The sequence below is a fragment of the bacterium genome (assembly GCA_016703265.1).
GTDB lineage: Bacteria > Krumholzibacteriota > Krumholzibacteriia > LZORAL124-64-63 > LZORAL124-64-63 > CAINDZ01.
On record JADJCK010000001.1, the window covers coordinates 490,689 to 511,886 of the forward strand.

Here is a 21,198-nt window from a genome sequence, read left to right on the forward strand (position 1 = left end):
TTCCTACTCCTCGGCAGTCGCCGTCTTCTTGTACTCTTCGACCAGGCGCCTCTGGACGTCGCCGGGGACTTCGGAATAATGCGAGAACTCCATCGTGAACACGCCGGTGCCCTGCGTGAACGAGCGCAGCGACGTTGCGTACTGGTACAGTTCGTCCTCGGGCACGTTCGCCGTCACGACCTGGTACGGGCCGTCGGCCTCGCTGCCCAGGATGGCGCCGCGACGCGTCGAGATGTCGCCCATCACGTCGCCCATGTAGGCCTGGGGCACGACGATCCGGACCTTCATGACCGGCTCGAGGATGACCGGCCGGAGCTTGTCGGCGTCTTCCTCGACAGCATGCTTGAGCGCGAGCCGGGCGGCCGCCTTGAAGGCCGCTTCACTCGAGTCCACCGCGTGGTACGAGCCGAAGAACAGCGCGCAGCGCACGTCCACCATCTCGTAGCCGGCCAGCAGCCCGTGCAGCAGCGTCTCGCGGCAACCCTTCTCGACCGCCGGGATGAACTTGTTCGGCACCACGCCGCCGACGATCTCGTCGGCGAACACGTAACCCGTACCGCGCGGCACCGGCTCCATGCGGATGTGCACATCGCCGAACTGGCCACGGCCGCCGGTCTGCTTCTTGTGCCGGCCCTGCTTCTCGGCCGTTCCGCGGATCGTCTCCTTGAAGTTGATGCGCGGGCGGCGGCGCTCCACCACCACGCCGTTCAGCTTCTTGAGCTTGTCGAGGATGAAGTTCGTGTGGATCTCGCCCTGGGTGGCCAGAAGCGTCTGCGACAGGTGCCCCTGGTGGATCAGCTGGAACGTCGGATCCTCTTCCATGATCCGATGCAGGCCGGCGGCCATCTTGTCGTCGTCGCCGCTGACGACCGGGCTGATCGCGTCGGTGCAGGTGGGCACCGGGTACTGGATGGGCGGGAACGCGAAGTCGACGCCCGACGTCAGCGTGACGCCCGTGTGCGTGGCCTTCAGCTTGGCAGCCAGGACGATGTCGCCGGGGCCGGCCACCTCGATCTTGTCGCGCGACTTGCCCTGCGCCGCCGACAGCTGTCCCATGCGCTCGGTGCTCCGGCCATCGCTGCACTCGAGGTTGTCGCCCGCCTTCATGCTGCCGGAGAACACGCGCAGCCAGGTGCTGTCGCCGCCCTGGGCCTCGTACTGGCGCTTGAAGGCATAGGCCACGACCGGGCCGTCGGCCGACGGCGTAAACGGCGTCTCGGTCTCGGTACCGGCCTTGAACCCCTTGAGCGGCGAGCGGGTGCGCGAGAACGAACTCGGGAACAGGCTGACCACCGAATGCAGCAGCGAGTTGACGCCGACTTCACTCTGGGCGTCGCAGAAGAAGACCGGGTACACGGTGCCCTCGAGAGTGCCCTTCTTCAGGCCCGCGACGATGTCCGTCTCGTTCAGGGTCAGCTCCTCGAGGTACTTCTCGGTCAGGGCGTCGTCGGCGCTGGCCGCGGCATCCATCAGCATCTCCCGCGCCTCTTCCACGGCCGGGCCCAGGTCGGCGGGAATCGGGCACTCCACGGCGTGGTGACCGTCGAACTTCCAGCCCTTCATCGTGATCAGGTCGACCACGCCCTCGAAGGTCTCGCCGTTGCCGATCGGCAGCTCCAGGGGCGCCGCACCCGGGATGCGCTCCTTGACCCCGTTCATGACCGAACGCCAGTTGGCGTGCTCCTTGTGCATGCGGTTGACGACCAGGGCGGTGGGCAGGTGCGTGCCGCGGATCAGGTTCCACAGGTTCTCGGAGGCCACCTCGAAACCGCCGTCAGCCTTGATGACGAACAGGATGCCCTCGACCACCCGCAGCGCCGCGTAGACATCGCCCCGGAAATCATCCACACCCGGCGTATCGATGATGTTGATCTTGTTGCCTTCGAACTCGGTCCAGGCCAGGCTGGCGGAGATCGTCTGCTTGCGCTCGATTTCCTCTTCCAGGTAATCGAACACCGAGCTGCCGTCGTCCACATTCCCCCGGCGGCCGACCTTCTCGGTCACATGGAGCATCGCATCGGCCAGGCTGGTCTTGCCGACGCCGTGGGGGCCCATGAGGGCTACGTTGCGGATCTTTTCCATGGGGAAGGTCTTCACGGATCGTCCTCCTGGGTGGTCGACGGAAGCCGGTGCAACCCTGCCGCCCGGACGGTCCGGCCGAACGGACCGGTGCGGGTGCAAACCGCGGCCCGGGAAAACCCCGCGCGCACGGATCATTGACGCCCGGATGAGAGTAAAAACCCGCGTCCCCGGAGGGATTCGCGGTCCGGATTACCGGGAATTTCTGCCCGGTCGAGAATGGTAATTGTCTGACAACTTGCTGTCAACACACCCGCAGCGGCCACGTTGCCCGAAAGTTCTGGACAGCGGGAACGGGTCACATTACCGTTAGTTGGGTCCCGAAACGGCTTTGCCGTTCGGTCCCAACCATTCGCGCCCCACGCGACCTTCACATCCTGGTCGAACGGCCGCTTCGGGCGGTCGGCGTCCTGGTCGAAGTTAAGTCGACGTTAAGTCGACGTGATGTCGACGTGAACCCGTCGAGGTGAATTCATGACCGTCAGGAAAATCGCGTGCCTCGTTGCCGTTGCAGCACTTGGCGTGGTCTGTGTCGGCTCCTGGGCCCCTTCCGTCCAGGCCGCTGACGCCCCCCAGGCCGTCCAGGCGACCAGTGCCGCAGCCACTGCGGCCCCGGATTCCGCCGCCGAGGACGCCCCCAAGGCGCTCGAATGGAAAGACTATAAGGTCAAGGGATACAGCCTCTCCTTCTACGGCGGAGCCTTCAGCGGCGCGCGCTACCTTGACCTGAAGCAATTGTCCCCGCGCACCATCCTGACCCCCGGCGCCGGTGACGTCATCGGCTACGACGGCAGTGTCCTGGCCGAGTCCATCGACTTCGTCCACTACACCGCCGCCCGCAAGGAAATCGAATCCGGCACCGCTTTCGGCGGCCGCGTCGGCATCTATGTCGGCGACGATTTCCACCTCGACCTGGTCGGCAACTACATGTCCGGCCGCGCCGTGACCTCGATGCTCTACAACCCGAACCGCGATGATGCGCGGAACGAGTGGACCCGCGTCGAGGTCGACGAGGACAACGGCTTCCGCGCCTACAAGGGCGGCCTGTCGCTCATGTACGATGCCCGCCCCGCCACCTTCCTGGGCGCCACGCCCCAGTTGGGCTTCGGCCTCGGCGGCGTCATCAATCGCTACAGCGAACTCGAGGACAAGACGGCCCTGTACCTGGAGGGCAACTTCGGGCTCAGCTTCCAGCCCCTGGACGACCTGAGGATCATCGCGCGGGCCGACCTGGCCATCTTCGCCTTCGATGTGGACGAGTTGGGGTATTCGGAGATGGTCAGCTACAAGAATTTCACGGTGGGGGCGGCGTGGTTTATCGATACGGTGCCGGCGGAGGTCAGGGCGAAGCATCTGGCGGATCAGAAGAAGACCCGTCGCTAGATGGCCTCGCGGGAATGCCCGGAAGATTGCACCTGAGATATCGAGAGCCCGGTGGCCGATGGCACCGGGCTCTCTTTCCATTTCAGAATGCGTATTTCAGCCGGTGTTCCCGATTGACCTTGAGCGCCCGTGTCCGCACAAGCCCGCGATAGTAGGACTCCCACGCCGCCGGCAGCACGATTCTTCCGGGAAAAAGGCGCTCAGCCAGGATGTCCCCGACGCTCAGTTTCCGCTCCGTGATCCCCCGTATCATTCCTGCGGACGGCCCCCCCTGCTTCTTCTTCCGGCTCCGGATGTAGTTCCGATCCACGAGGACGATCGCCATCCGCTCCATGGCCCGCTGTCGCCGCTTTGACCAGGCGATGGTTTCCCGTTTGTGGTTCGCGCTCCCATGCCGCAGCCAGCTGTCCAGGAGGTTCGCCTCGAACAACGCGTTGTCGCCGTCCCGACGGACCGTCGAGAGCGTGACTTCATGGCGGATCCGACACTTCGAGCCGCGGATTGGCGCCCGATAGGCAGGATGATCGTCGCTGCGCAAGACCGCGGTCTCGGCCTGGCCAACGACCACCTCCAGCAGCGATGCGACACCTCGGCCAAGTGCCGCTGGATCCGGCCGGCCGAACGCCTCCTCGGGCCGGGTCCGACGGTACTTCTGCAAGGAGGTCATCCGCCCCTTTCGGCGCAGTTCACTCTCGGTGAAGTAGCTGAAGAACCCGCTCTCGACCTCGACCGCGACATTGATATGGAACGGGAAGTACTGGCTCCATTCGAAGGTCTCCAGCCCGTCGATCGCGACGGGGCCCAACGGCGGCCGCTGCCCCCAAAGGCAAGAGTGCATCAGCAGGCAATGTCGGCCCAGTCGTCCGATGGCGCGGTCGATCGTGTCGGCACCGACCTGGAGGTTGTGTGCGATCTGGCGATTGGCGGCACAGGACGTCGTTTGCCTAAAGACCTCGGGCAGGATATCGGGCTTTTTCATCCAGTACGAAGTGCTGAACGTCTGGGTGCTGAAGTAGCGCCCGCAGTTCAGGCACCGGAACCGCCGGATACACTTCGGAGCCGCCTGTCGCCGGTAGTAGCCGGCGCGCTTGTAGCGCCATCCATCCGCCATGTTGTTGTGATACAGGCAGTTATGATTGGGACAGTGTGGCGGCAGCCAGTTCTCAGCAGTTGCTTTCATGCGCGGGTTCGGCGAATTCCAGACCAGATGCAATCTTCAGGGCAGGCCCAAAAGAACCCGCCGGGCCGAAGCCCGGCGGGTTTCTAGCAGCGTTCCCCATCCAGGGCCCGACTACTTCTTCTTAGCAACCTTCTTGGTCGCCTTCTTCTTCGTGGCCTTCTTGGTCGCCTTCTTGGCCGGCGCCTTCTTGGTGGCCTTCTTCTTCGTGGCCTTCTTGGTCGCCTTCTTCGCCGGCGCCTTCTTGGTGGCCTTCTTCTTCGTGGCGGCCTTCTTCGTCGTCTTCTTCTTGGCAACCTTCTTGGTGGCCTTCTTGGTCGCCTTCTTGGTCGCCTTCTTGGTGGCCTTCTTGGTGGCCTTCTTCTTGGTGGCCTTCTTCTTGGTGGCCTTCTTCGTGGCCTTCTTCGTGGCCTTCTTCTTCGTCGCCTTCTTGGGGCCAGCAGCCACCATCGTCCTCTCCTCCATGCCAAACCTCACTTCGTTGGGAGTCCTTCGCCCACCCGGACCACGCACCCTGTGGATTTCCGAGTGAGACCTCCTGTCTCAAACGTGCTTCACGAACGTCTGGCGTCAGGCTGCCAGCTGAAGCATGCCAATATTTCGACCGAGCGAAAATGGTGTCAACAAAAAAAAAGGAAACTGTCGCTGACAGTCTCCTTTTTTTTTTGGTGCCCGGGGCGGGACTCGAACCCGCACGGCTTGTGGCCACCACCCCCTCAAGATGGCGTGTCTACCAATTTCACCACCCGGGCAGCACAAATTCGACGACTAGTTCCCCTGAGGCAGCGGCTGCGTCGCCGGCGCGTCAGTCGGATTCTGCGCCGGTGCGGGCGCGTTCTCCTGGAGAGGATTCTGCTGCACCGGAAGATTGAGTTCACCCTCGCGCGCGGCTTCACCCACGACACTGCCGGTCTTGGCGCGGCCCGGTCCATCGGTCATGAAGAGCGCAAAGCTCGTCACGAAAAATCCGATCGCGCAGTAGATCGTGACCTTGTGGAGCAGGGTCGTCATCCCGCGCGAGCCGAGCAACTGCTGGGGAGCGCCACCGCCGCCGCCGAAGGCGCCGGCCAGGCCGCCACCCTTGCTCGACTGCAGCAGGACGACCGCGCAGAGCACCAGGCAGATCAGGATGTGGACGATGGTCAGCAGGACATGCAACATGCCGGAACACTCCCGAACGGGTCAGCACCTCAAGAACACGGCGGGCCGCCTGGCCCGCCGCCGGGCAATATGGTAACAGACGGGGGGCGGCCTGTCAAACCGCCCCCCGCAGCGAAAAAGAGCTCTCAGGCGTCCGTAAGCGCCATCACCCCCGGCAGTTCCAGCCCTCCCATGAACTCCAGGGAGGCGCCGCCACCGGTCGAAATATGGCTGACCCGGCTCGCCAGGCCCAGCTGGTTGACCGCCGCGACGCTGTCGCCGCCGCCGACCACGCTGCGGGCGCCGCCGTCGGTGGCCACCGCCACGGCCTCGCCCACGGCGCGCGTGCCGGCCGCGAAGGACGGCAACTCGAACACACCCATCGGGCCGTTCCAGAAGATCGACCGGGCAGGCTCGATGAGGGCACGGTAGCGCTCGATGGTGCGGGGCCCGATGTCCAGGCCCATCCAGCCGTCGGGGATGTCCGAGACCAGCACCGTACGGCGCTGGGCCGTGTCACTGAAGGCGTCGGCGATCACGCAGTCCTCGGGAAGCACCAGCCGCGTCTTGCTGGTCTTGGCCAGGGCCGTGATCTCGCGGGCCACGTCCAGGCTCTCCTCGTCGAGCAGGCTCGAGCCGATGCCGAGGCCGGCCACCTTGAAGAACGTGAAGATCATGCCGCCACCCAGGAGCAGCGTGTCGACCTTGCCCAGCAGGTTGCGGATGACGTCGACCTTGCCGCTGACCTTGGCGCCGCCGAGCACCGCCACGTAGGGACGGGCCGGGTCGCGCACCAGGGCGCCGAGGTGCTCCAGCTCACGCTCCATCAGCAGTCCCGCCCGGTTCAGCGGGAAGGACGCGGTGATCCCCACCGTCGAGGCGTGTGCCCGGTGGGCCGAGCCGAAAGCGTCGTTCACGTAGCACGTGCCGAGGGCCGCGAGACCGCGCGAGAAGCCGGGGTCGTTGGTCGTCTCGCCGGGATTGAAGCGGACGTTCTCCAGCAGGAGCACTTCACCCGGAGCCAGGCTCGCGGCCTGCGCCACCGCGTCGGGGCCCACGGTGTCGGTCGCGAATCGCACGCGGCACGACAGCAGCTCGGCCAGGCGGTCGGCCACCGGACGCAGCGAGGCGGCCGGATCGATCTTGCCCTTCGGGCGCCCCAGGTGGCTCATCAGGATGACGGCGGCGCCGCTGGCCAGCAGGCGCTGGATCGTCGGCAGCGTCTCGCGGATTCGTGTGTCGTCGGTGATGTTGCGGTCCTTGTCGAGAGGCACATTGAAGTCCACCCTGACCAGGACCTTCTGCCCGCGACCGTCGAAACCGTCGAGATTGCGCTTCTGGTTCATCGCCCTCCACCCTCCGTTGCGTCCGTGTACACCCGCAGGCTCCGCCGGCGGGGCACGTCCATACTAGGAACCGGCTCCCGGGGTGTCAACGCCGTCGCCCCTGTCCCCGCCCTGGTCGGCCTAGAAGTCGTCGGCATCGGCATCGGCATCGTCACCGTCACCGTCGCGCGACAGAGCCAGCCCCAGGGTCAGCACTCCGGCCACCTCCCAGCCCGCCGACCGCAGCGCCGCCGCCGCCGCCTGTGCCGTGGCGCCGGCCGTGACGAGGTCGTCGACCACCAGGGCGCGGCGGGGAACGCCCGGTGGCCGGGCCGCGAACGCCCCGGCCAGGTTCCGCTCGCGCGCGTCCGATCCGCTCAGCTTCGCCTGCTGGGCCGTCGCGCGGGTGCGCGCCAGGACACCGTTGTCGACGGAGAGCCCGGTCGCCCGGCCCGCCAGGTCGGCCAGCACGGCGGCCTGGTTGAAGCCGCGTGAGCGCCTTCGCGCGGCATGCAGCGGCACCGGCACCAGGACATCGGCGCACGCACGCGCCGCCTGCGGTGGCGCCGCCTCGGCCGAAGGCGGCGCTGCGACGGCTGCCGCGGCCAGGGCTCGACCCAGCGGCCAGGCCAGCCCGCGCACGCCGTGGTACTTGAAGGCGCCGACCACCTGGGTCAGCAGGGCCGAAGTCGCCGCCGCAGCCCATACGCGGAGATCCGGGTGACGCCCGCGGCCGTCCAGGATCCGCGCGCACGGCTGCGCGAAGATCCGCGTCGCGCAGTCCACGCACAGGTGCGGACGGTCCCAGGGCCGGAGGCCCTGCACCACCAGGCCCGGCGGCTCCCAGGGTCCATATCCGGCGGTCGCGGCGCAGGCTGCGCATCGCTCCGGCAGCAGCAGATCGACAAGCGGCCCGGCCACGCCGCGCCTGAAGGAGCGGGCCGGCATCCGGGCCCGTGCGGTTGCCCGGGTCGTGGCCCGTCTCGTTTGCATGATCGTCTCGAAATCCGGGAGGATGTCGATGATGCGGCCCACGCTCACGCGGGACCGGGCGCAGGTGCCCGCCGCCGGCAGCTCAGCGTGACGGCAACGCGGCGTGCATCGCGGCCCAGGGAACCGGCGGCCCGAACCACCACGCAAACGACAGGCCACCCTGCATCAGCAGCATGGGCAGGCCATTGGTATAGCTGAAGCCCAGCGGCGGGGCTTCGGCCGGCAGCTGATTTCCGTAACGCACGTCGACCAGCAGGCAGGCCGCGGCGCCGGCGGCCGGCGGCAGGAACGGGCGGCTGGAGACGCCGCCGGCCAGGCAGCAGATCCAGGCGCAGGGCTCGTCGGGCGGCAGTTCGTCGTCGGCGCCGAGCGGCGCCAGCGAGACCTCCTCGCCCAGTCCTCTCTCACCCAGCCACTGTTCGAAGCGGTCGCGTCCGGCGGTCGAGTGCCAACGCACGTCGACGGCGGCAACGCCCCAGCGCAGCAGCGCGTCGACAGCCGCGCGCGCCGAACCGCCGGTGCCCAGCACCACGGCCACGGCCGGCGGCGAATCGTCCCGCCACAGCTGGGTGAGCACCGCCAGCAGCCCGCCGCTGTCGGTGTTGTGGCCCAACCAGCGGCCGTCCTCCACGCGCACGGTGTTGACCGCGCCAAGGGCCCGCGCCTGGTCGGTGCGCCCGTCACAGAGGGCCGCGACCGCCTCCTTGTGGGGAGCCGTCACGTTGAAGCCGGCCAGCGTGAAGCCGGTCGTGACGGCGGTCCGCGCCTTCAGCTCCGCCAGCTGCTCGGCCGCCACTTCCAGCGCCAGGTACTCGTGCGCCAGTTGCCGCTCGGCCAGGGCGGCCGCCTGCATGCGCGGTGACAGGGAATGGGAAATCGGGTCGCCCACCACGGCGTAGAACGGCAGCGACGGAGTCCACGGACGTCCTCGCGCAGCCAGCCGGCGGGCGTCAGGCGCAGCGGCTCAGGCATGGACCGGCCCCCGGCGATGTGCGCGCACCAGCACCAGCGCGCCGGCCGCGATGAGCGCGATCGACACCCACTGCTGGTTGCTCAGGCCCAGCAGCATCTGGCTCGGCTCGTAGTAGCGGAACATGTCCTCGACCAGGCGGGCCAGGCCGTACAGCGCCAGGAAGCGGCCGAAGGTGGCGCCGCGTCCGGCAGGCCGACGCTCGGCCAGCAGCAGCAGCCCGAAGATCGCGAAGCCGGCCGCCGAGGCGTACAGCTGGGTCGGGTGCACCGCGCGTCCGCCGAACATGCGCGAGGCCGGGGCGTCGGCCGGGAAGTGCACCGCCAGGGCACAGGTGGTCGGGTTGCCGAAGCAGCAGCCGGCAAGGAAGCAGCCGATGCGCGTGATGCCGATGCCGAGCATCACGCCGGGCGCGAAGTTGTCGGCGATGACCAGGAACGGGATGCCGCGACGCCGGCACATCCACCACACCGTCGCAGTGGCCGCCAGGATGCCCCCATAGAGCGTCAGGCCGCCGTCCCAGATAAACAGGGCCCGGTACCAGGGATCGAATTCGGACGCGTGTGTGGCCACGTAGAGCGCCCTGACGCCGATGATGCTCGAGATGAGGACGCCGAAGATCAGGTCGAGTACCGTCTCAGCGCTGATGCCCTGCGGTTTGCCGCGCCTGACACTCAGCCACATGCCGAGCGCGAAGCTGATGGCGAGCATCAGGCCGTAGCTCTTGACCACCCCGAACAGATGCGGATGCATTCCGGCTCCCTGTTTCCCGAAGGCCGCCCCGGCATGGGCAGCGGCGATCAGACGTCGAACGACTTCGAGCTGACGTTCAGCAGCAGCCCCAGCATGGCCGAGGTCACCAGCAGGTTCGAGCCCCCGTAGCTCATCAGCGGCAGGGGGATTCCGGTCACGGGCATCAAACCCGTCGTGATCGAGACATTGACCACCACGTGGAACGCCAGGTAGGAGACGATCCCCATGGCCAGGAACCGCGAGAACGGCTTCCGGACCGCGGCCGCGTGGTCGACGCCGCGCAGGATCATCACGAAGAACAGCCCGATCACCGCCAGCGCCCCGATGAAGCCCAGCTCCTCGCCCACGACCGAGAAGATGAAGTCGGTCTGCCGCTCCGGCAGGAAGGCCAGGCCCTTCTGGGTGCCCTTCAGGTAGTGCGTCCCGAACAGCCCGCCCGAACCGATCGCCACCTTCGACTGCAGGGTCTGGTACCCGGCGCTGAAGGCGTGCTCGGCGGGCTTGAAGAACGCCATCACCCGGTCCTGCTGGTAGCCCTTCAGCTGGGCCCAGAAGATGGGGATGGCAATGCCCGAGACGACATTCACCGCCAGCATGGTCACCTTGGCCGGGATGGACCAGCGCACCCAGTACAGCAGCGCCAGCAGCACCAGCAGGTAGCCGCCCCAGGGCCAGGCCTGGTGCGACACCGTGTCCGAATAGAACATGATCACCGCGCTGGCCGTGCCGCTGGCCGCCACCAGCAGGAAGATGCCCGGCATGCCGAACCAGAAGATCATCCCCACCCACGCAGCCCAGAACACCAGCGAGGAGCCGAGGTCCGGCTGCTCCATCACCAGCACGGCGGGGATGGCCGTCAGCAGCAGCGAGACACCCGTGGCCAGCGACTTGCGCCGGCTGTCAACGCCCCGGGCCAGCAGGCTGGCGTTCAGGATGATGCACGACACCTTCGCCAGCTCGGCCGGCTGCAGGCTGACCGGCCCGAACACGAGCCACCGCCGGGCCCCGCTGATGACCGGCCCGAACACCGGCACCAGCAGCAGCAGCACCAGCGAGATGAGCCAGGGAAACGGCGCCAGGTTGTCGATGTGGCGCAGCGGCACGCGTGAGGCGACCACCAGGCCCACATACCCGACGATGGCCCAGGTCAGCTGGCGCCAGAACACCGACTTCGGGACGCCCGGATCCACGTCCTCGTAGGGCCCGATGATGGGTTCGGTCACCGACCACAACACGGCCAGGCTGGTCAGGCACAGCGCCAGCCAGCACCAGAAGATGACGCGGTCCCCGCGGGGGGTCAGCAGCTCGCGCAGACCTCCCATCAGTCGGCCCCTTCCGGAATCTCCACGGGGACGGCCACCGAGTCGGCTTCATCCTCGTGGAAATAGGCGCTCAGGAATGCGCCGGCCACCGGCGCGGCCTCGCTGCCGCCGTGACCTGCGTTCTCCATGATGACGGCGATGGCGACCTCAGGCGAGGTGGCCGGGGCAAAGGCCATGAACCAGGCGTGGTCGTCCCCGTGCGGGTTCTGCGCCGTGCCGGTCTTGCCCGCCACCTCCACCGTCTTGAGGCGCGCCGCGGGGCCGGTGCCTTCCTTCACGGTCCGGCGCATGGCTTCGCGCACCCAGGACATGGTCGGCCCGGAACGGCAACGGTCGCGGCTGGCGGCGCACCGGCGCCGGCGTGCGCACGAAGACCGGGTCCGGCATGGCCCCGCTCGTGGCCAGCCGGCCGGCCTCGACCGCCATCTGGATCGGCGTCACCAGCAGCTCACCCTGCCCGATGGAGGTGTTCATCAACACGCCGCGCGACCACTTGCCCTTGCCCATGTGCTTGTCGTACCACGCCGCGTCGGGAACGTTCCCCTTCACCTCATCACGGAACTCGGTGGTCACCCGGCTGCCCAGCCCGAAGGCCCGGGCCGCGGCCGCCAGTTCGTCCACCTGCATGCGCATGCCCAGCTGGTAGTAGAACGTATCGCACGAGTTCATCATGGCGCCGGTGTGGTCCAGGTAGCCGTGCCCGCCCTTCTTCCAGCAGCGGAAGTAGCGGTTGCCATAGGTCCAGCCGCCGCCGCACGGCTCCAGTGAGCTCGTGGTGGAGATGTGGCCTCCGGACAGGCCGGCCAGCGAGGTGATCGTCTTGAACAGCGAAGCCGGCGGGTACGTGGCCTGGGTGATGCGGTTGAACAGCGGCTTGTCCGGGTCGCTGATCAACTCGTTCCACTGGGTGGTCGTCAGCGAGCCGCTCATCAGGTTGGGATCGAACGACGGGTTGCTGTACGCCGCCAGCACCTCGCCCGTGCGCACGTCCAGGGCCACGGCACAGGCCGGGCGGTCGCCGATCGCCGTCGCCAGCCGTTGCTGCAGGCGCAGCGACAGCGTCACCTCGACGTCGGTGCCCGGCACCACGTCACGCACCCAGATCGGCTTCTGCCCGACGATGCGCCCCGAGGCGTTCACTTCTTCCAGCTTGATGCCGGCAATGCCGCGCAGCGCCGGTTCCATGGCCTCCTCGACGCCCATCTTCCCGACGTAGTCGCCCTGCGCGTAGGCGCTGGTGGTCGTGTCCAGCTCAGCCTGGTTCACCTCGCCCACATAGCCGATCGCGTGGGCGAACAGCGGCCCGAACAGGTACTGCCGCCGCGAGCGCGTCACCACCTTCACCCCGGGCAGGTCGCGCCCGCGCTCCTCGACGGTGAAGATGCGCGCCGGCGAGGCATCCGGAACCAGCACCAGCTGGTCCCTGCGCGCGGCCTGCTGCTGCAGGCGGTCGAGCGTCTCGTAGCGGTCAAGGCCGAACCACTCGATGAGGCGGTTGAGCGTCGAGTCGGGCCCGGCCGGCGTCAGGCACTTGCGAGGCACGATGATGTCGGCGATGTACAGGTTGGCCACCAGCAGGTTGCCGTCACGGTCGTAGATGCGGCCGCGCGGCGCCTTGACCCGGAACCGGTCCTGCCGGTTCTCGAGCGCCTGGTCCTGGTAGTACGAGTGGCGGATGACCGTCAGGTGGAACAGGTTCACGACGAGGATGGCGAAAGCCACGATGATGATGGTCCGCAGCAGCGCATGGCGGACGGTGAGGTCGTGGCCGTTCACGGCCTAGTCCTCGGGGCGCAGGACGCCCACGAACTCGGCCAGGCGCAGCAGCGGCACGCCGACCAGCGCCGAGTAGACGGCCGTCGGCAGGCTCATGGTCAGCAGGGGCACCAGGAACCGTTCCTGCGTGAGGTTGCTCTGGACCAGCAGGAACACGAAGTCGTGCAGCAACACCGCCAGCACGATCATCACGGCATCGACGACGATCACGCCGTGCACCAGCCGCCCGCGCAGCCGCCCCAGGCCGAATCCGAGGATGCACTTGCACAGCGAGCGCAGGCCCAGCAGCGGCGGATTGCCCAGGTCCTGCACCAGCCCGATGGCGAAGCCGCCCACCGTCGCCGGCACCGCACCCGCCGACAGCGCCAGCATGACCAGCGCGATGATCGTGAAATCGGGAGCGCGCCCGGCGATGTCTATCATGGGCGCCACCAGCGCATCGCCGACGAAGGCCACCAGGAACCAGAGCATGGTCGTGCGGATGAACTGCCTCACGGCGTCAGCCCCATCCCGGCCCCCAGGCTCGTGACGACAAAGACCGTCTCGTTCACATCCGCGGAAGCGGCCAGGTCGATGGTGATGTCCTTGAACATGCCGTCGGCCGGTTTCTCCACTGTCGCCACCACGCCGAGCGGGAACCCGCGCGGCGTCTGCCCTGCGTCCGGTGTCCCGGCCATGTCGCGCACCTCGGTGATGCCCGAGGTGATGACCAGGTCGCCGGGCGCCACGTCCTCGTCACGACCGATCATGTCCACGCGGATGGTACTGGCGTGCGGTCGCAGGATCCCCACCAGCCCGGTGCGCTCGATCTCCACGCCCAGGGCGAAATCCGGCGCCGTCAACAGTTCGACCCACGCCTCGCGCGCACTGACGATCTGCCGCACGCGGCCCAGGTAGCCCGCGCGCGAGACCACCGGCTGGTAGACGCGCCAGCCCACGGGCTGCGCACTGGCGATCTTGATCATGGTCACCTGGCGCCCGCGCTGCCGCATGACCACGCGACAGGGCACCAGCTCGCCGGTGTAGCCGGCGTCGAGGGCGGGCCCGGCCAGGCGCGCCGCATCGCTCAGCTCGCGATCAGCAGCCGACGCCTGCAATTCCAGTTCGGCCACGCGCTGCTGCAACTCGGCGTTCTCGCCGCGAAGGGTCACCACGTCGCCGGCAAAGCTGCGCACCCGCATCCAGGGATCGGTCAGGACCACGGAGAGGCTGTCGGCCACGAGGACCCGGGCGTCGCCGGGCAGGAAGAGCAGCAGCAGGGACAGACCGACACACGACACCAGCGCGGTGACTTCGCCGCGGGGCGAGAACCGGTGCTGGCGTCCATTCATGCCCGCGCCCCGGAACCGGTCATCAGGAGCGTCCGCTCGGCATGATCACCGGGCGGTACTTCTCGAAGTCGTCGAGGATCTTGCCGGTGCCGAGCACCACGCAGAACAGCGGGTCGTCCATCAGGTTGATGGGCAGGTCGGTCTGCTCGCGCAGCAGTTCGGGCAACCCGCGCAGCAGCGCGCCGCCGCCGGTCAGCACGATGCCCCGGTCCTTGATGTCGGCCGCCAGCTCGGGCGGCGTCTGCTCCAGGGAGTGCTTCAACGCGTCGCAGATCTGCTGGATCGGCTCCTGCAGCGCCTCGCGGATCTCCACCGACGAGACCTTGATGGTCTTGGGCACGCCCGACACCTGGTACAGGCCCTTGACTTCCATCTCGCGCTCTTCGTCGAACTTGTGCGCCGAGCCGATGGTCTTCTTGATGTTCTCGGCCGTCTGGTCGCCGATCAGCAGGTTGTGGTTCTTCTTCACGTAGTTGACGATGGCTTCATCCAGCTCGTCGCCGCCCACGCGGATCGAGGTGTCGCAGACGATGCCGTTCAGCGCGATGACCGCGATCTCCGAGGTGCCGCCGCCGATGTCGATGATCATGTTGCCGCTCGGCTGGTCCACCGGCAGCCCCACACCGATGGCCGCGGCCATGGGCTCCGCCACCAGGAACACCTCGCGCGCACCGGCGTGCTTGGCGCTGTCGCGCACGGCGCGCTTTTCCACCTCGGTGATGCCCGAGGGCACACAGATGACGATGCGCGGCGCGATGAAGTGGCGCTTCTTCTGCGCGATGCGGATGAATTCGCGAAGCATGTACTCGGTGACTTCGAAGTCGGCGATGACGCCGTCCTTCATCGGCCGGATGGCCGCGATGCGCTCGGGCGTCTTGCCCAGCATCGCCTTGGCCTCGGCGCCCACGGCATAGACCTTGCCCGTGTGCTTGTCGAGCGCCACGACCGAGGGCTGGTTCAGGACGATGCCCTTGCCCTTGACGTAGACGAGTGTATTGGCAGTCCCGAGATCGATGGCGATGTCGTTGGTGACCATGCCCTGCAGGTGCTTGAACATGCCCGAATCCTTCCGGCGGCGGCTGTACCGCTATCCCCCGGAAGGGGCAGGCCAGCCGTATTCCCTTATGCTCGTGATGTCGGCATCGCCGACCACCAGGTGGTCCAGCAGCGCAATGCCAAGCAGTTCCCCACACCTGTCCAGGCGCCCGGTCAACTCAAGGTCGTCGCCGCTCGGTCGCGGATCTCCGGAGGGGTGGTTGTGGGCGACAATGACCGCGGCGGCCGAAAGCGCGATCGCGGGCTTGAAGACCTCCCGCGGATGCACCAGGGAGGCGTTCAACGAACCGGTCGAAACGGTCTCCAGCGCCCTCACACGGTGTCGTGCATCGAGATAAAGCGCTATGAAGCGTTCCCTGTCAAGACCCCGGAACTCGTCGCGAAGCACCGCCGCCAGATCCTCGGGCCGCCGGACCAGCAGCCCACAGACCGCGATCGGCCGGGTCGCCCGGCGCCCCAGTTCGAGGGCCGCCAGAAGCCGCCGCGCCCGCGTGGGGCCCAGCCCCGCGCAGGCCCCCAGCACGGCGACGGGGCAGGTCGCCAGGTCGGCCAGGGCGTGGCGCGCCAGCAGGTTCCGGGCTCCGTCCTGCATTTCGGGCCCCGGTCGACCCGGCGCCAGCACCCAGGCCAGCAGTTCGGCGTCGCTCAGGGCCCGGGCCCCGAATCGGCGCAGACGCTCGGCCGCATCGGGACCGCCGGCGCCCGACACCCCGGCGGCCGTCACGCCGGGCCCCTCGACCCGCGCGCCTGCCGCCGCATTATCTTGTCTCGATGCCGGTTTGAACATCATAATTGCCCCGCGCCGCGGCCCGACCGGGGGCCGCGTCTGTTGAGAACCCGGATTCGCTGAAAGGCCACGCGTGACCGACACCGCCCCTGCTCCCGATGCCGGCATCCTTGTGCGCAAGTACGGGGGGTCGAGTCTCGCTACGGTCGAGCGCCTCAAGGCCGTGGCGGCCGACCTTCGCCGCGCGCGCGACCGCGGCCACCGCCTGGTCGTCGTCGTCAGCGCCATGGGCGACACCACCGACGACCTGCTCGAGCTCGCGCGCCAGGCCAGCGACGAGCCGCCGCGCCGCGAGCTCGACATGCTGCTGTCGGTCGGCGAGCGCATCACCGCGAGCCTGCTGGCGATGGCACTGGCCAGCGAGGGCTGCCCGGCCATCAGCCTGACCGGCAGCCAATGCGGCATCATCACCGACACGAGCCACAGCGACGCGCGCATCCTCGAGGTGCGCGGTGATCGCGTGCGCGAGGCGCTTGCGCGCGGCCAGACGGTGGTCGTCGCCGGCTTCCAGGGCGTGAGCCTGGCGAAGGAGATCACGACACTCGGCCGCGGCGGCTCGGACACGACCGCGGTAGCGCTCGCGGCAGCGTTGGGCGCGGTGCGCTGCGAGATCCTCAAGGATGTCGACGGCGTCATGACCGCCGACCCCACGCGCGTGCCCGACGCGCGCCTGCTGACGCGATTGTCCTGGGACGAGATGGAGAAGATCGCCGCTTCCGGCTGCGGCGTCGTGCACCTGCGCGCGGTCGAGTACGCCGCGCGTCATCGCGTGGAACTGGTCGTGCGTTCGAGCTTCCACGACCGGCCCGGCACGGTGATCGGCGAGCCGCTCGCGACGACCACACCCGAAGGCACGCTTCAACAGCCCACCGCGACGTCCCCCACTCCTGTTCCGGCTGCCGCCGCGCCGGTCACCGCCGCCCACGACCTGCAAGGCCGCTATCGCCCCCTGGCCATGACGGTGAACGCCGCGGCGGCCCGCCTGCGGCTGGTCACGGCCGACAGCACGCTCTCCGCCGCCTGGCGCGAACTGCTGCTCGAGCGCCTGGACCCCGCGAAGACGATTGCCGAATGGCTCGACGTGAGTGACGGATTCCGCTGGGAGATCGTGGCGCCGGCGGCCGCTTTCGGCGACCTGCCCGACCGCCTGCGCGCGCTGGATGCCGCCGGCACGGGGACCGTCGACTGGCAGCCCGGGCTGTCGTGCATCAGCCTGGCCGGCGGCCGCCCCGACAGCTGGCTGCAGGTGCAGCGCCACCTCGAGACGCTGCGCGACCTTGCCGCCGATGCACCGGGTGGACGCTCGTGGCGCCTGCGCGCCGACGGCGCGACGCTCAGGATCCTGCTGGACGGGGCAGAGCCGGGAGACCTGCCGGCACGCCTTCACGCGGCGCTGCTGCCAGGTTGAACTCGCGCTCGAGGTACTCGCGCCAGGGGCCGGGCGGCAGCGTGCGCCCCGCCTCGTGCAGCCATCGCTCGGCCGCTTCCGCGTCGGCCGCCCGCCCGCGGCACAGCACGATGACACGCACCAGGGCCCGCTGGCCCTGGGGGTCGCCGGGGTGCTGCTCGTACAGGCGGCGGTAGACATCCAGGGCTCCCCGGTAGTCGAGCTGCAGTTCCTTGAAGCGCGCCGCCTCGGACATCTCCGCCGGCGAGAGCAGGTCCACAAGACCGGCGCGGCAGGCCTCGTCGTAGACAGCGAGCGCCGCGTCCACGCGCATGTCGGCGCGGTGCAGGTCCCACAGCCGGCGCCAAGCGGCCTTCGCTTCCTGGCGGCGACCGGCCACCATCAGGCTGCGGGCCAGCTCAGCCAGCGCCGGCGCGTCGTCGGGGCGGTCCGCCAGCGCCTCGGTCCAGGCCCCGGCCGCCGCGTGGTAGTGGCCGTCGCGGAAGTAGCGTCGCCCGCGCGCCGCCGCCGCCTCGTTGCGCCCGGCCTTCAACTCGCCCGCCACCAGGCCCACGAACAATCCCAGCGCGAAGCCGCCGAGGTGCGCCCCGAAGCTCACGGTGGCGCCCGTGTCCGACGCCAGCAGCATCTGCGCCACCTGCAGCAGGATCCACAGCGGCACGGCCCACAGCACCGGAATCGGCGTCCGTCCCACCTTGTTCTGCCCGCCGATGGGTGCGAACAGCCACCACGCGATCACGACGCGCGCGCTGTACAGCCTCAGCATGGTCAGGGCCATCAGGCCGGCGATGGCGCCCGAAGCCCCCATCACGCCCAGCCCGCCCTGCCCGAAAAGGTTCAGCGCCGAGGCCAGCCCGTGCGCCAGGTTGCCGCCCACGCCCAGCACCAGCACGAGCCCCAGCAGCGCAGGACGGCCCAGGCGCTCTTCCAGCGGCGGCGCCAGCACATGGAGGTACAGGAGATTGCCCAGCAGGTGCAGCCAGGAGCCGTGCAGGAAGATGGCGGTCGCCACCGTCCACGCCCGGCTGTTGCCGGGAAAAAAGACCCAGTCCCAGGGGTCCGCGCCGGTCAGCGGCGCACCCCAGCGCTGCCACAGGTAGACAACCGTGAGCAACGCCATCAGCGCCCAGGTCAACACCGGGCGTCGCCGCAGCGGGCGGTCCAGGCCAAGGGGAAAGAAGTAGAAGAAGTACATCCGACCATCCCGCGCAGGCCACGGCCCCGGTCCGGGTCGAAAGGACCCTGACCAACCGCCTCAGGCATCGGCCGCCGGGAAAAGGACTTGAACCGCGGGATTGAGAAATCGCCTGAACCGGCGCCGGGGCGCCGCGGTCCCCCTCAGGAGACCGCGACGACCGGCTGGTCGCTGACGATGCGGCCGTCCGCCAGACGCACGATGCGGCGGGTACGGGCGGCGATGTCGGGCTCGTGGGTCACCAGGACGATGGTGTGGCCGGCGTCGTTCAGGCCGCCGAGGATGCCCATGATCTCGTCCGAGGTGGTCGAGTCCAGGTTGCCGGTGGGCTCGTCGGCCAGGATGAGCGACGGGTTGTTGACCAGGGCCCGGGCGATGGCCACGCGCTGCCGCTGGCCGCCCGAGAGCTCGTTGGGCTTGTGTGTGGCGCGGTCGGTCAGGCCCACCGCCCGGATGGCCTCGATGACGCGCGGCTGCCGCTCGGCCGCCTTGATCCCGGCATAGACCAGCGGCAGCTCGACGTTCTGGGCGGCCGTGCTGCGCGGCAGCAGGTTGAAGGTCTGGAACACGAACCCGATCTCGCGATTGCGGATGTCCGCGAGCTGGTCGTCGGTCAGCGTGCTGACCTCGACCCCGTTCAGCCGGTACGAACCGCTCGTGGGCGTGTCGAGGCAGCCGAGCATGTTCATCAGCGTGGACTTGCCGGAACCGCTGGTCCCCATGATGGCCACGTACTCGCCGCGCTTGATCTGCATGTCCACACCACGCACCGCAGGCACCGACTGCGTGCCCACGGTGTAGGTCTTGACCAGTTCGCGCACATCGATGAGGACATCGGCAACGGCGTCGGCCATCTCAGTTCCCCGTTTCCGCATTGCGACGACCGAGGGCCCGGTCCAGGCTCGAACGCGCGATCACGAAGTCGACCTTCGCTTGCACTTCCTGGGCCCGGGCGGTGGTCAGATTGACCTGTGCCACGATCACGTCCAGGGCCGTGCCCGCGCCAACCCGGAAGCGTTCCTGCGCCAGGCGCAGGCCTTCTTCCGCCTGCACGATGGTCTCGCGGCTGACATCGGCGCGCTCCCGCGCCTCGACCAGCGCGTTGTGCAGTTGCCGGATCTCGACCTGTGCGTTGAGCCTCGCCTGCTCCAGCTGGTACTCGGCGATGCGCGCACTCGCCTTGGCGCGCGAGATGCCGCTGTAGGTCTGCAGGCGGTCGAAGATGTTCCAGGAGACCGCATAGCCGTAGGAAGTCGACGACGAGATCTGGGCGCCGAACTTGAACGGCGACTCGTTGTTGTCGCGACCGTAGTTGCCATACACGTCCACCTGCGGGAACAGGCTGCCGCGGGCCGCCTTGACGTCCTGCCGGCGCGCCTCGAGGGCCAGTTCGCTGCTCTGCAGATCCAGCCGGTTGCGCAGGGCCTCGGCGTACAATTCGGTCACGTCGGCCACCGCGAAGTCGGTCTCCAGCACGGTGGGATCGACCGCGAACGAGCCCTGCAGCGGCAGGTTCATCGCATAGGCGAGGTCGGCCTGGCCCTTCTTGATGGAGTTCTCGGCGACGACCACGTCCAGCTTCGTGTTGCCCAGCTGCACCCGCTGCTGCAGCACGTCGCTCTTCGCCGCGCTGCCCAGCCGGAAGTACGTCTCGGTACGTTCCAGTTCGCGCGCAGCCTGCTCCTGCGCCTCACGCGCCACTTCAGCCAGCTTCTCGTAGCGCACCAGGTTGTAGTACGCCGCCACCACGTCCTCGACCACCCGCTCGCGCGTGTAGCCGACCGTGGCGTCGGCCGCCCCGAGGCTGTTCTTTGCGCTGCGCAGGTTGCCGTACTTGGCGAAACCGTCGAAGACGTTCAGCGTGGCCCGGCCCCCGAGCGACTTGTAGGTGGCGCTCACGGTCTCGTCCGCGATCTCGCCGCTGGGCACCTGCGTCGGGAACAGCACCGAGATTCCCGGATCGGTGGTCGGGATCGAATAGGTGCCGGCCTGGGACTGCGCCACGTCGAAGTCGGTGCGCTCGCTCTTCTGCCAGTTGTAGGAGAGCGAGAGGTTCGGCAGGAACGCACCCTTGGCCCCGCGCACGTTCTGCGCGGCGATCTCGCGCTGCTGCGCGCTGATCTGCAGGGTCGGGCTGCCGGCCAGGGCCTGCCGGATGCACTCGTCAAGCGTCAGGACAGGCACCGGCGCCGCCGCCTGGTCCTGCGCCGCGGCCACACCGGCCAGCGCCGCCACAACCAGCCATCCCATCACTGCGGTGGCCATCATGCGACCGGTCCGCCGGCCATCCCTCGCCGTACGCGAAACGCTCATGGAATCTCTCCCTGCCGAGTTGCCGAAAAATGGGGCCGCCGGGTGCCGCCGGAGGCCTCGATTGCCGCCGGGACCCGGGCCGGGCCATGATAGGACCACTGCCGCCTGAAGCCAAACCCGAATCCGGCTCCAACTGCTGGCCAACCTGTTCTATACGCTTGGGGCCGCCGGCGGTTGCACGGAACGGACA

General features: G+C 68.5%; 20 protein-coding genes and 1 tRNA gene. 2 read left to right on the top strand and 19 right to left on the bottom strand.

Features of this window, described 5'->3' with window-relative positions; all coding sequences use genetic code 11:
* Positions 1 to 3: 3 nt before the first annotated feature.
* Positions 4 to 2,097, bottom strand: coding sequence for an elongation factor G (locus tag IPG61_02220; protein ID MBK6732906.1), 2,094 nt, complete (start codon positions 2,095 to 2,097; stop codon positions 4 to 6).
* 456 nt (positions 2,098 to 2,553) lie between these two features.
* Between IPG61_02220 and IPG61_02225 the strand changes: the two genes are divergently transcribed.
* The gene (locus IPG61_02225; protein ID MBK6732907.1) at positions 2,554 to 3,462 is read left to right on the top strand and encodes a hypothetical protein; all 909 of its coding nucleotides are present in this window, start codon (positions 2,554 to 2,556) and stop codon (positions 3,460 to 3,462) included.
* A gap of 82 nt (positions 3,463 to 3,544) precedes the next feature.
* Here the strand turns inward: IPG61_02225 and IPG61_02230 are convergent, their stop codons facing one another.
* The 15 genes from IPG61_02230 to radC form a co-directional block, all read right to left on the bottom strand.
* The gene (locus tag IPG61_02230) at positions 3,545 to 4,642 is read right to left on the bottom strand and encodes a hypothetical protein (GenBank protein ID MBK6732908.1); all 1,098 of its coding nucleotides are present in this window, start codon (positions 4,640 to 4,642) and stop codon (positions 3,545 to 3,547) included.
* 111 nt (positions 4,643 to 4,753) lie between these two features.
* Positions 4,754 to 5,104: a hypothetical protein gene (locus tag IPG61_02235; protein ID MBK6732909.1), complete on the bottom strand. Its 351-nt coding sequence runs from the start codon at positions 5,102 to 5,104 to the stop codon at positions 4,754 to 4,756.
* Between the two features lie 201 nt (positions 5,105 to 5,305).
* Positions 5,306 to 5,391: transfer RNA gene (locus IPG61_02240), tRNA-Leu, on the bottom strand.
* Between the two features lie 16 nt (positions 5,392 to 5,407).
* Positions 5,408 to 5,800, bottom strand: a complete 393-nt coding sequence (gene secG, locus IPG61_02245) for a preprotein translocase subunit SecG (protein MBK6732910.1) — start codon at positions 5,798 to 5,800, stop codon at positions 5,408 to 5,410.
* A 125-nt stretch (positions 5,801 to 5,925) separates the two neighbouring features.
* Entirely contained in the window at positions 5,926 to 7,125 is a 1,200-nt protein-coding gene (locus IPG61_02250; GenBank protein MBK6732911.1) for a phosphoglycerate kinase, read from the bottom strand.
* Between the two features lie 120 nt (positions 7,126 to 7,245).
* Positions 7,246 to 8,097 (bottom strand): ComF family protein, encoded by an 852-nt coding sequence (locus IPG61_02255; GenBank protein ID MBK6732912.1) that lies wholly within the window; start codon positions 8,095 to 8,097, stop codon positions 7,246 to 7,248.
* Positions 8,098 to 8,179: 82 nt separating this feature from the next.
* Positions 8,180 to 8,950, bottom strand: coding sequence for a hypothetical protein (locus IPG61_02260; GenBank protein MBK6732913.1), 771 nt, complete (start codon positions 8,948 to 8,950; stop codon positions 8,180 to 8,182).
* A gap of 111 nt (positions 8,951 to 9,061) precedes the next feature.
* The gene (locus IPG61_02265; protein MBK6732914.1) at positions 9,062 to 9,820 is read right to left on the bottom strand and encodes a prolipoprotein diacylglyceryl transferase; all 759 of its coding nucleotides are present in this window, start codon (positions 9,818 to 9,820) and stop codon (positions 9,062 to 9,064) included.
* Between the two features lie 47 nt (positions 9,821 to 9,867).
* A complete protein-coding gene (gene rodA / locus IPG61_02270; protein ID MBK6732915.1) occupies positions 9,868 to 11,142 on the bottom strand; it encodes a rod shape-determining protein RodA in 1,275 nt (424 codons plus the stop codon).
* Positions 11,142 to 11,318, bottom strand: coding sequence for a hypothetical protein (locus IPG61_02275; protein MBK6732916.1), 177 nt, complete (start codon positions 11,316 to 11,318; stop codon positions 11,142 to 11,144). Before IPG61_02275 ends, rodA begins: the two co-directional genes overlap by 1 nt.
* Positions 11,290 to 12,918, bottom strand: a complete 1,629-nt coding sequence (locus IPG61_02280; GenBank protein ID MBK6732917.1) for a hypothetical protein — start codon at positions 12,916 to 12,918, stop codon at positions 11,290 to 11,292. The genes IPG61_02275 and IPG61_02280 overlap by 29 nt, the downstream gene beginning before the upstream one ends.
* A 3-nt stretch (positions 12,919 to 12,921) precedes the next feature.
* The gene (gene mreD, locus IPG61_02285) at positions 12,922 to 13,413 is read right to left on the bottom strand and encodes a rod shape-determining protein MreD (protein MBK6732918.1); all 492 of its coding nucleotides are present in this window, start codon (positions 13,411 to 13,413) and stop codon (positions 12,922 to 12,924) included.
* Positions 13,410 to 14,249, bottom strand: a complete 840-nt coding sequence (locus tag IPG61_02290; GenBank protein ID MBK6732919.1) for a rod shape-determining protein MreC — start codon at positions 14,247 to 14,249, stop codon at positions 13,410 to 13,412. Before IPG61_02290 ends, mreD begins: the two co-directional genes overlap by 4 nt.
* 22 nt (positions 14,250 to 14,271) lie before the next feature.
* Complete coding sequence (locus IPG61_02295) at positions 14,272 to 15,306, bottom strand: rod shape-determining protein (GenBank protein MBK6732920.1); 1,035 nt, start codon at positions 15,304 to 15,306, stop codon at positions 14,272 to 14,274.
* A gap of 30 nt (positions 15,307 to 15,336) precedes the next feature.
* Positions 15,337 to 16,029 (bottom strand): DNA repair protein RadC, encoded by a 693-nt coding sequence (gene radC / locus IPG61_02300; GenBank protein MBK6732921.1) that lies wholly within the window; start codon positions 16,027 to 16,029, stop codon positions 15,337 to 15,339.
* A gap of 169 nt (positions 16,030 to 16,198) precedes the next feature.
* On the opposite strand from radC, the gene IPG61_02305 reads away from it, so the two are divergent.
* Positions 16,199 to 17,500 carry an aspartate kinase gene (locus tag IPG61_02305; GenBank protein ID MBK6732922.1) on the top strand — a complete coding sequence of 434 codons (1,302 nt, stop codon included), beginning with the start codon at positions 16,199 to 16,201 and terminating at the stop codon, positions 17,498 to 17,500.
* On the opposite strand, the gene IPG61_02310 is transcribed toward IPG61_02305, so the two are convergent.
* The 3 genes from IPG61_02310 to IPG61_02320 form a co-directional block, all read right to left on the bottom strand.
* Complete coding sequence (locus tag IPG61_02310; protein MBK6732923.1) at positions 17,427 to 18,695, bottom strand: rhomboid family intramembrane serine protease; 1,269 nt, start codon at positions 18,693 to 18,695, stop codon at positions 17,427 to 17,429. The genes IPG61_02305 and IPG61_02310 overlap by 74 nt on opposite strands.
* A gap of 143 nt (positions 18,696 to 18,838) precedes the next feature.
* The gene (locus IPG61_02315) at positions 18,839 to 19,549 is read right to left on the bottom strand and encodes an ABC transporter ATP-binding protein (protein ID MBK6732924.1); all 711 of its coding nucleotides are present in this window, start codon (positions 19,547 to 19,549) and stop codon (positions 18,839 to 18,841) included.
* 1 nt (position 19,550) lies between these two features.
* Positions 19,551 to 21,008, bottom strand: coding sequence for a TolC family protein (locus IPG61_02320; protein ID MBK6732925.1), 1,458 nt, complete (start codon positions 21,006 to 21,008; stop codon positions 19,551 to 19,553).
* Positions 21,009 to 21,198: the final 190 nt, after the last annotated feature.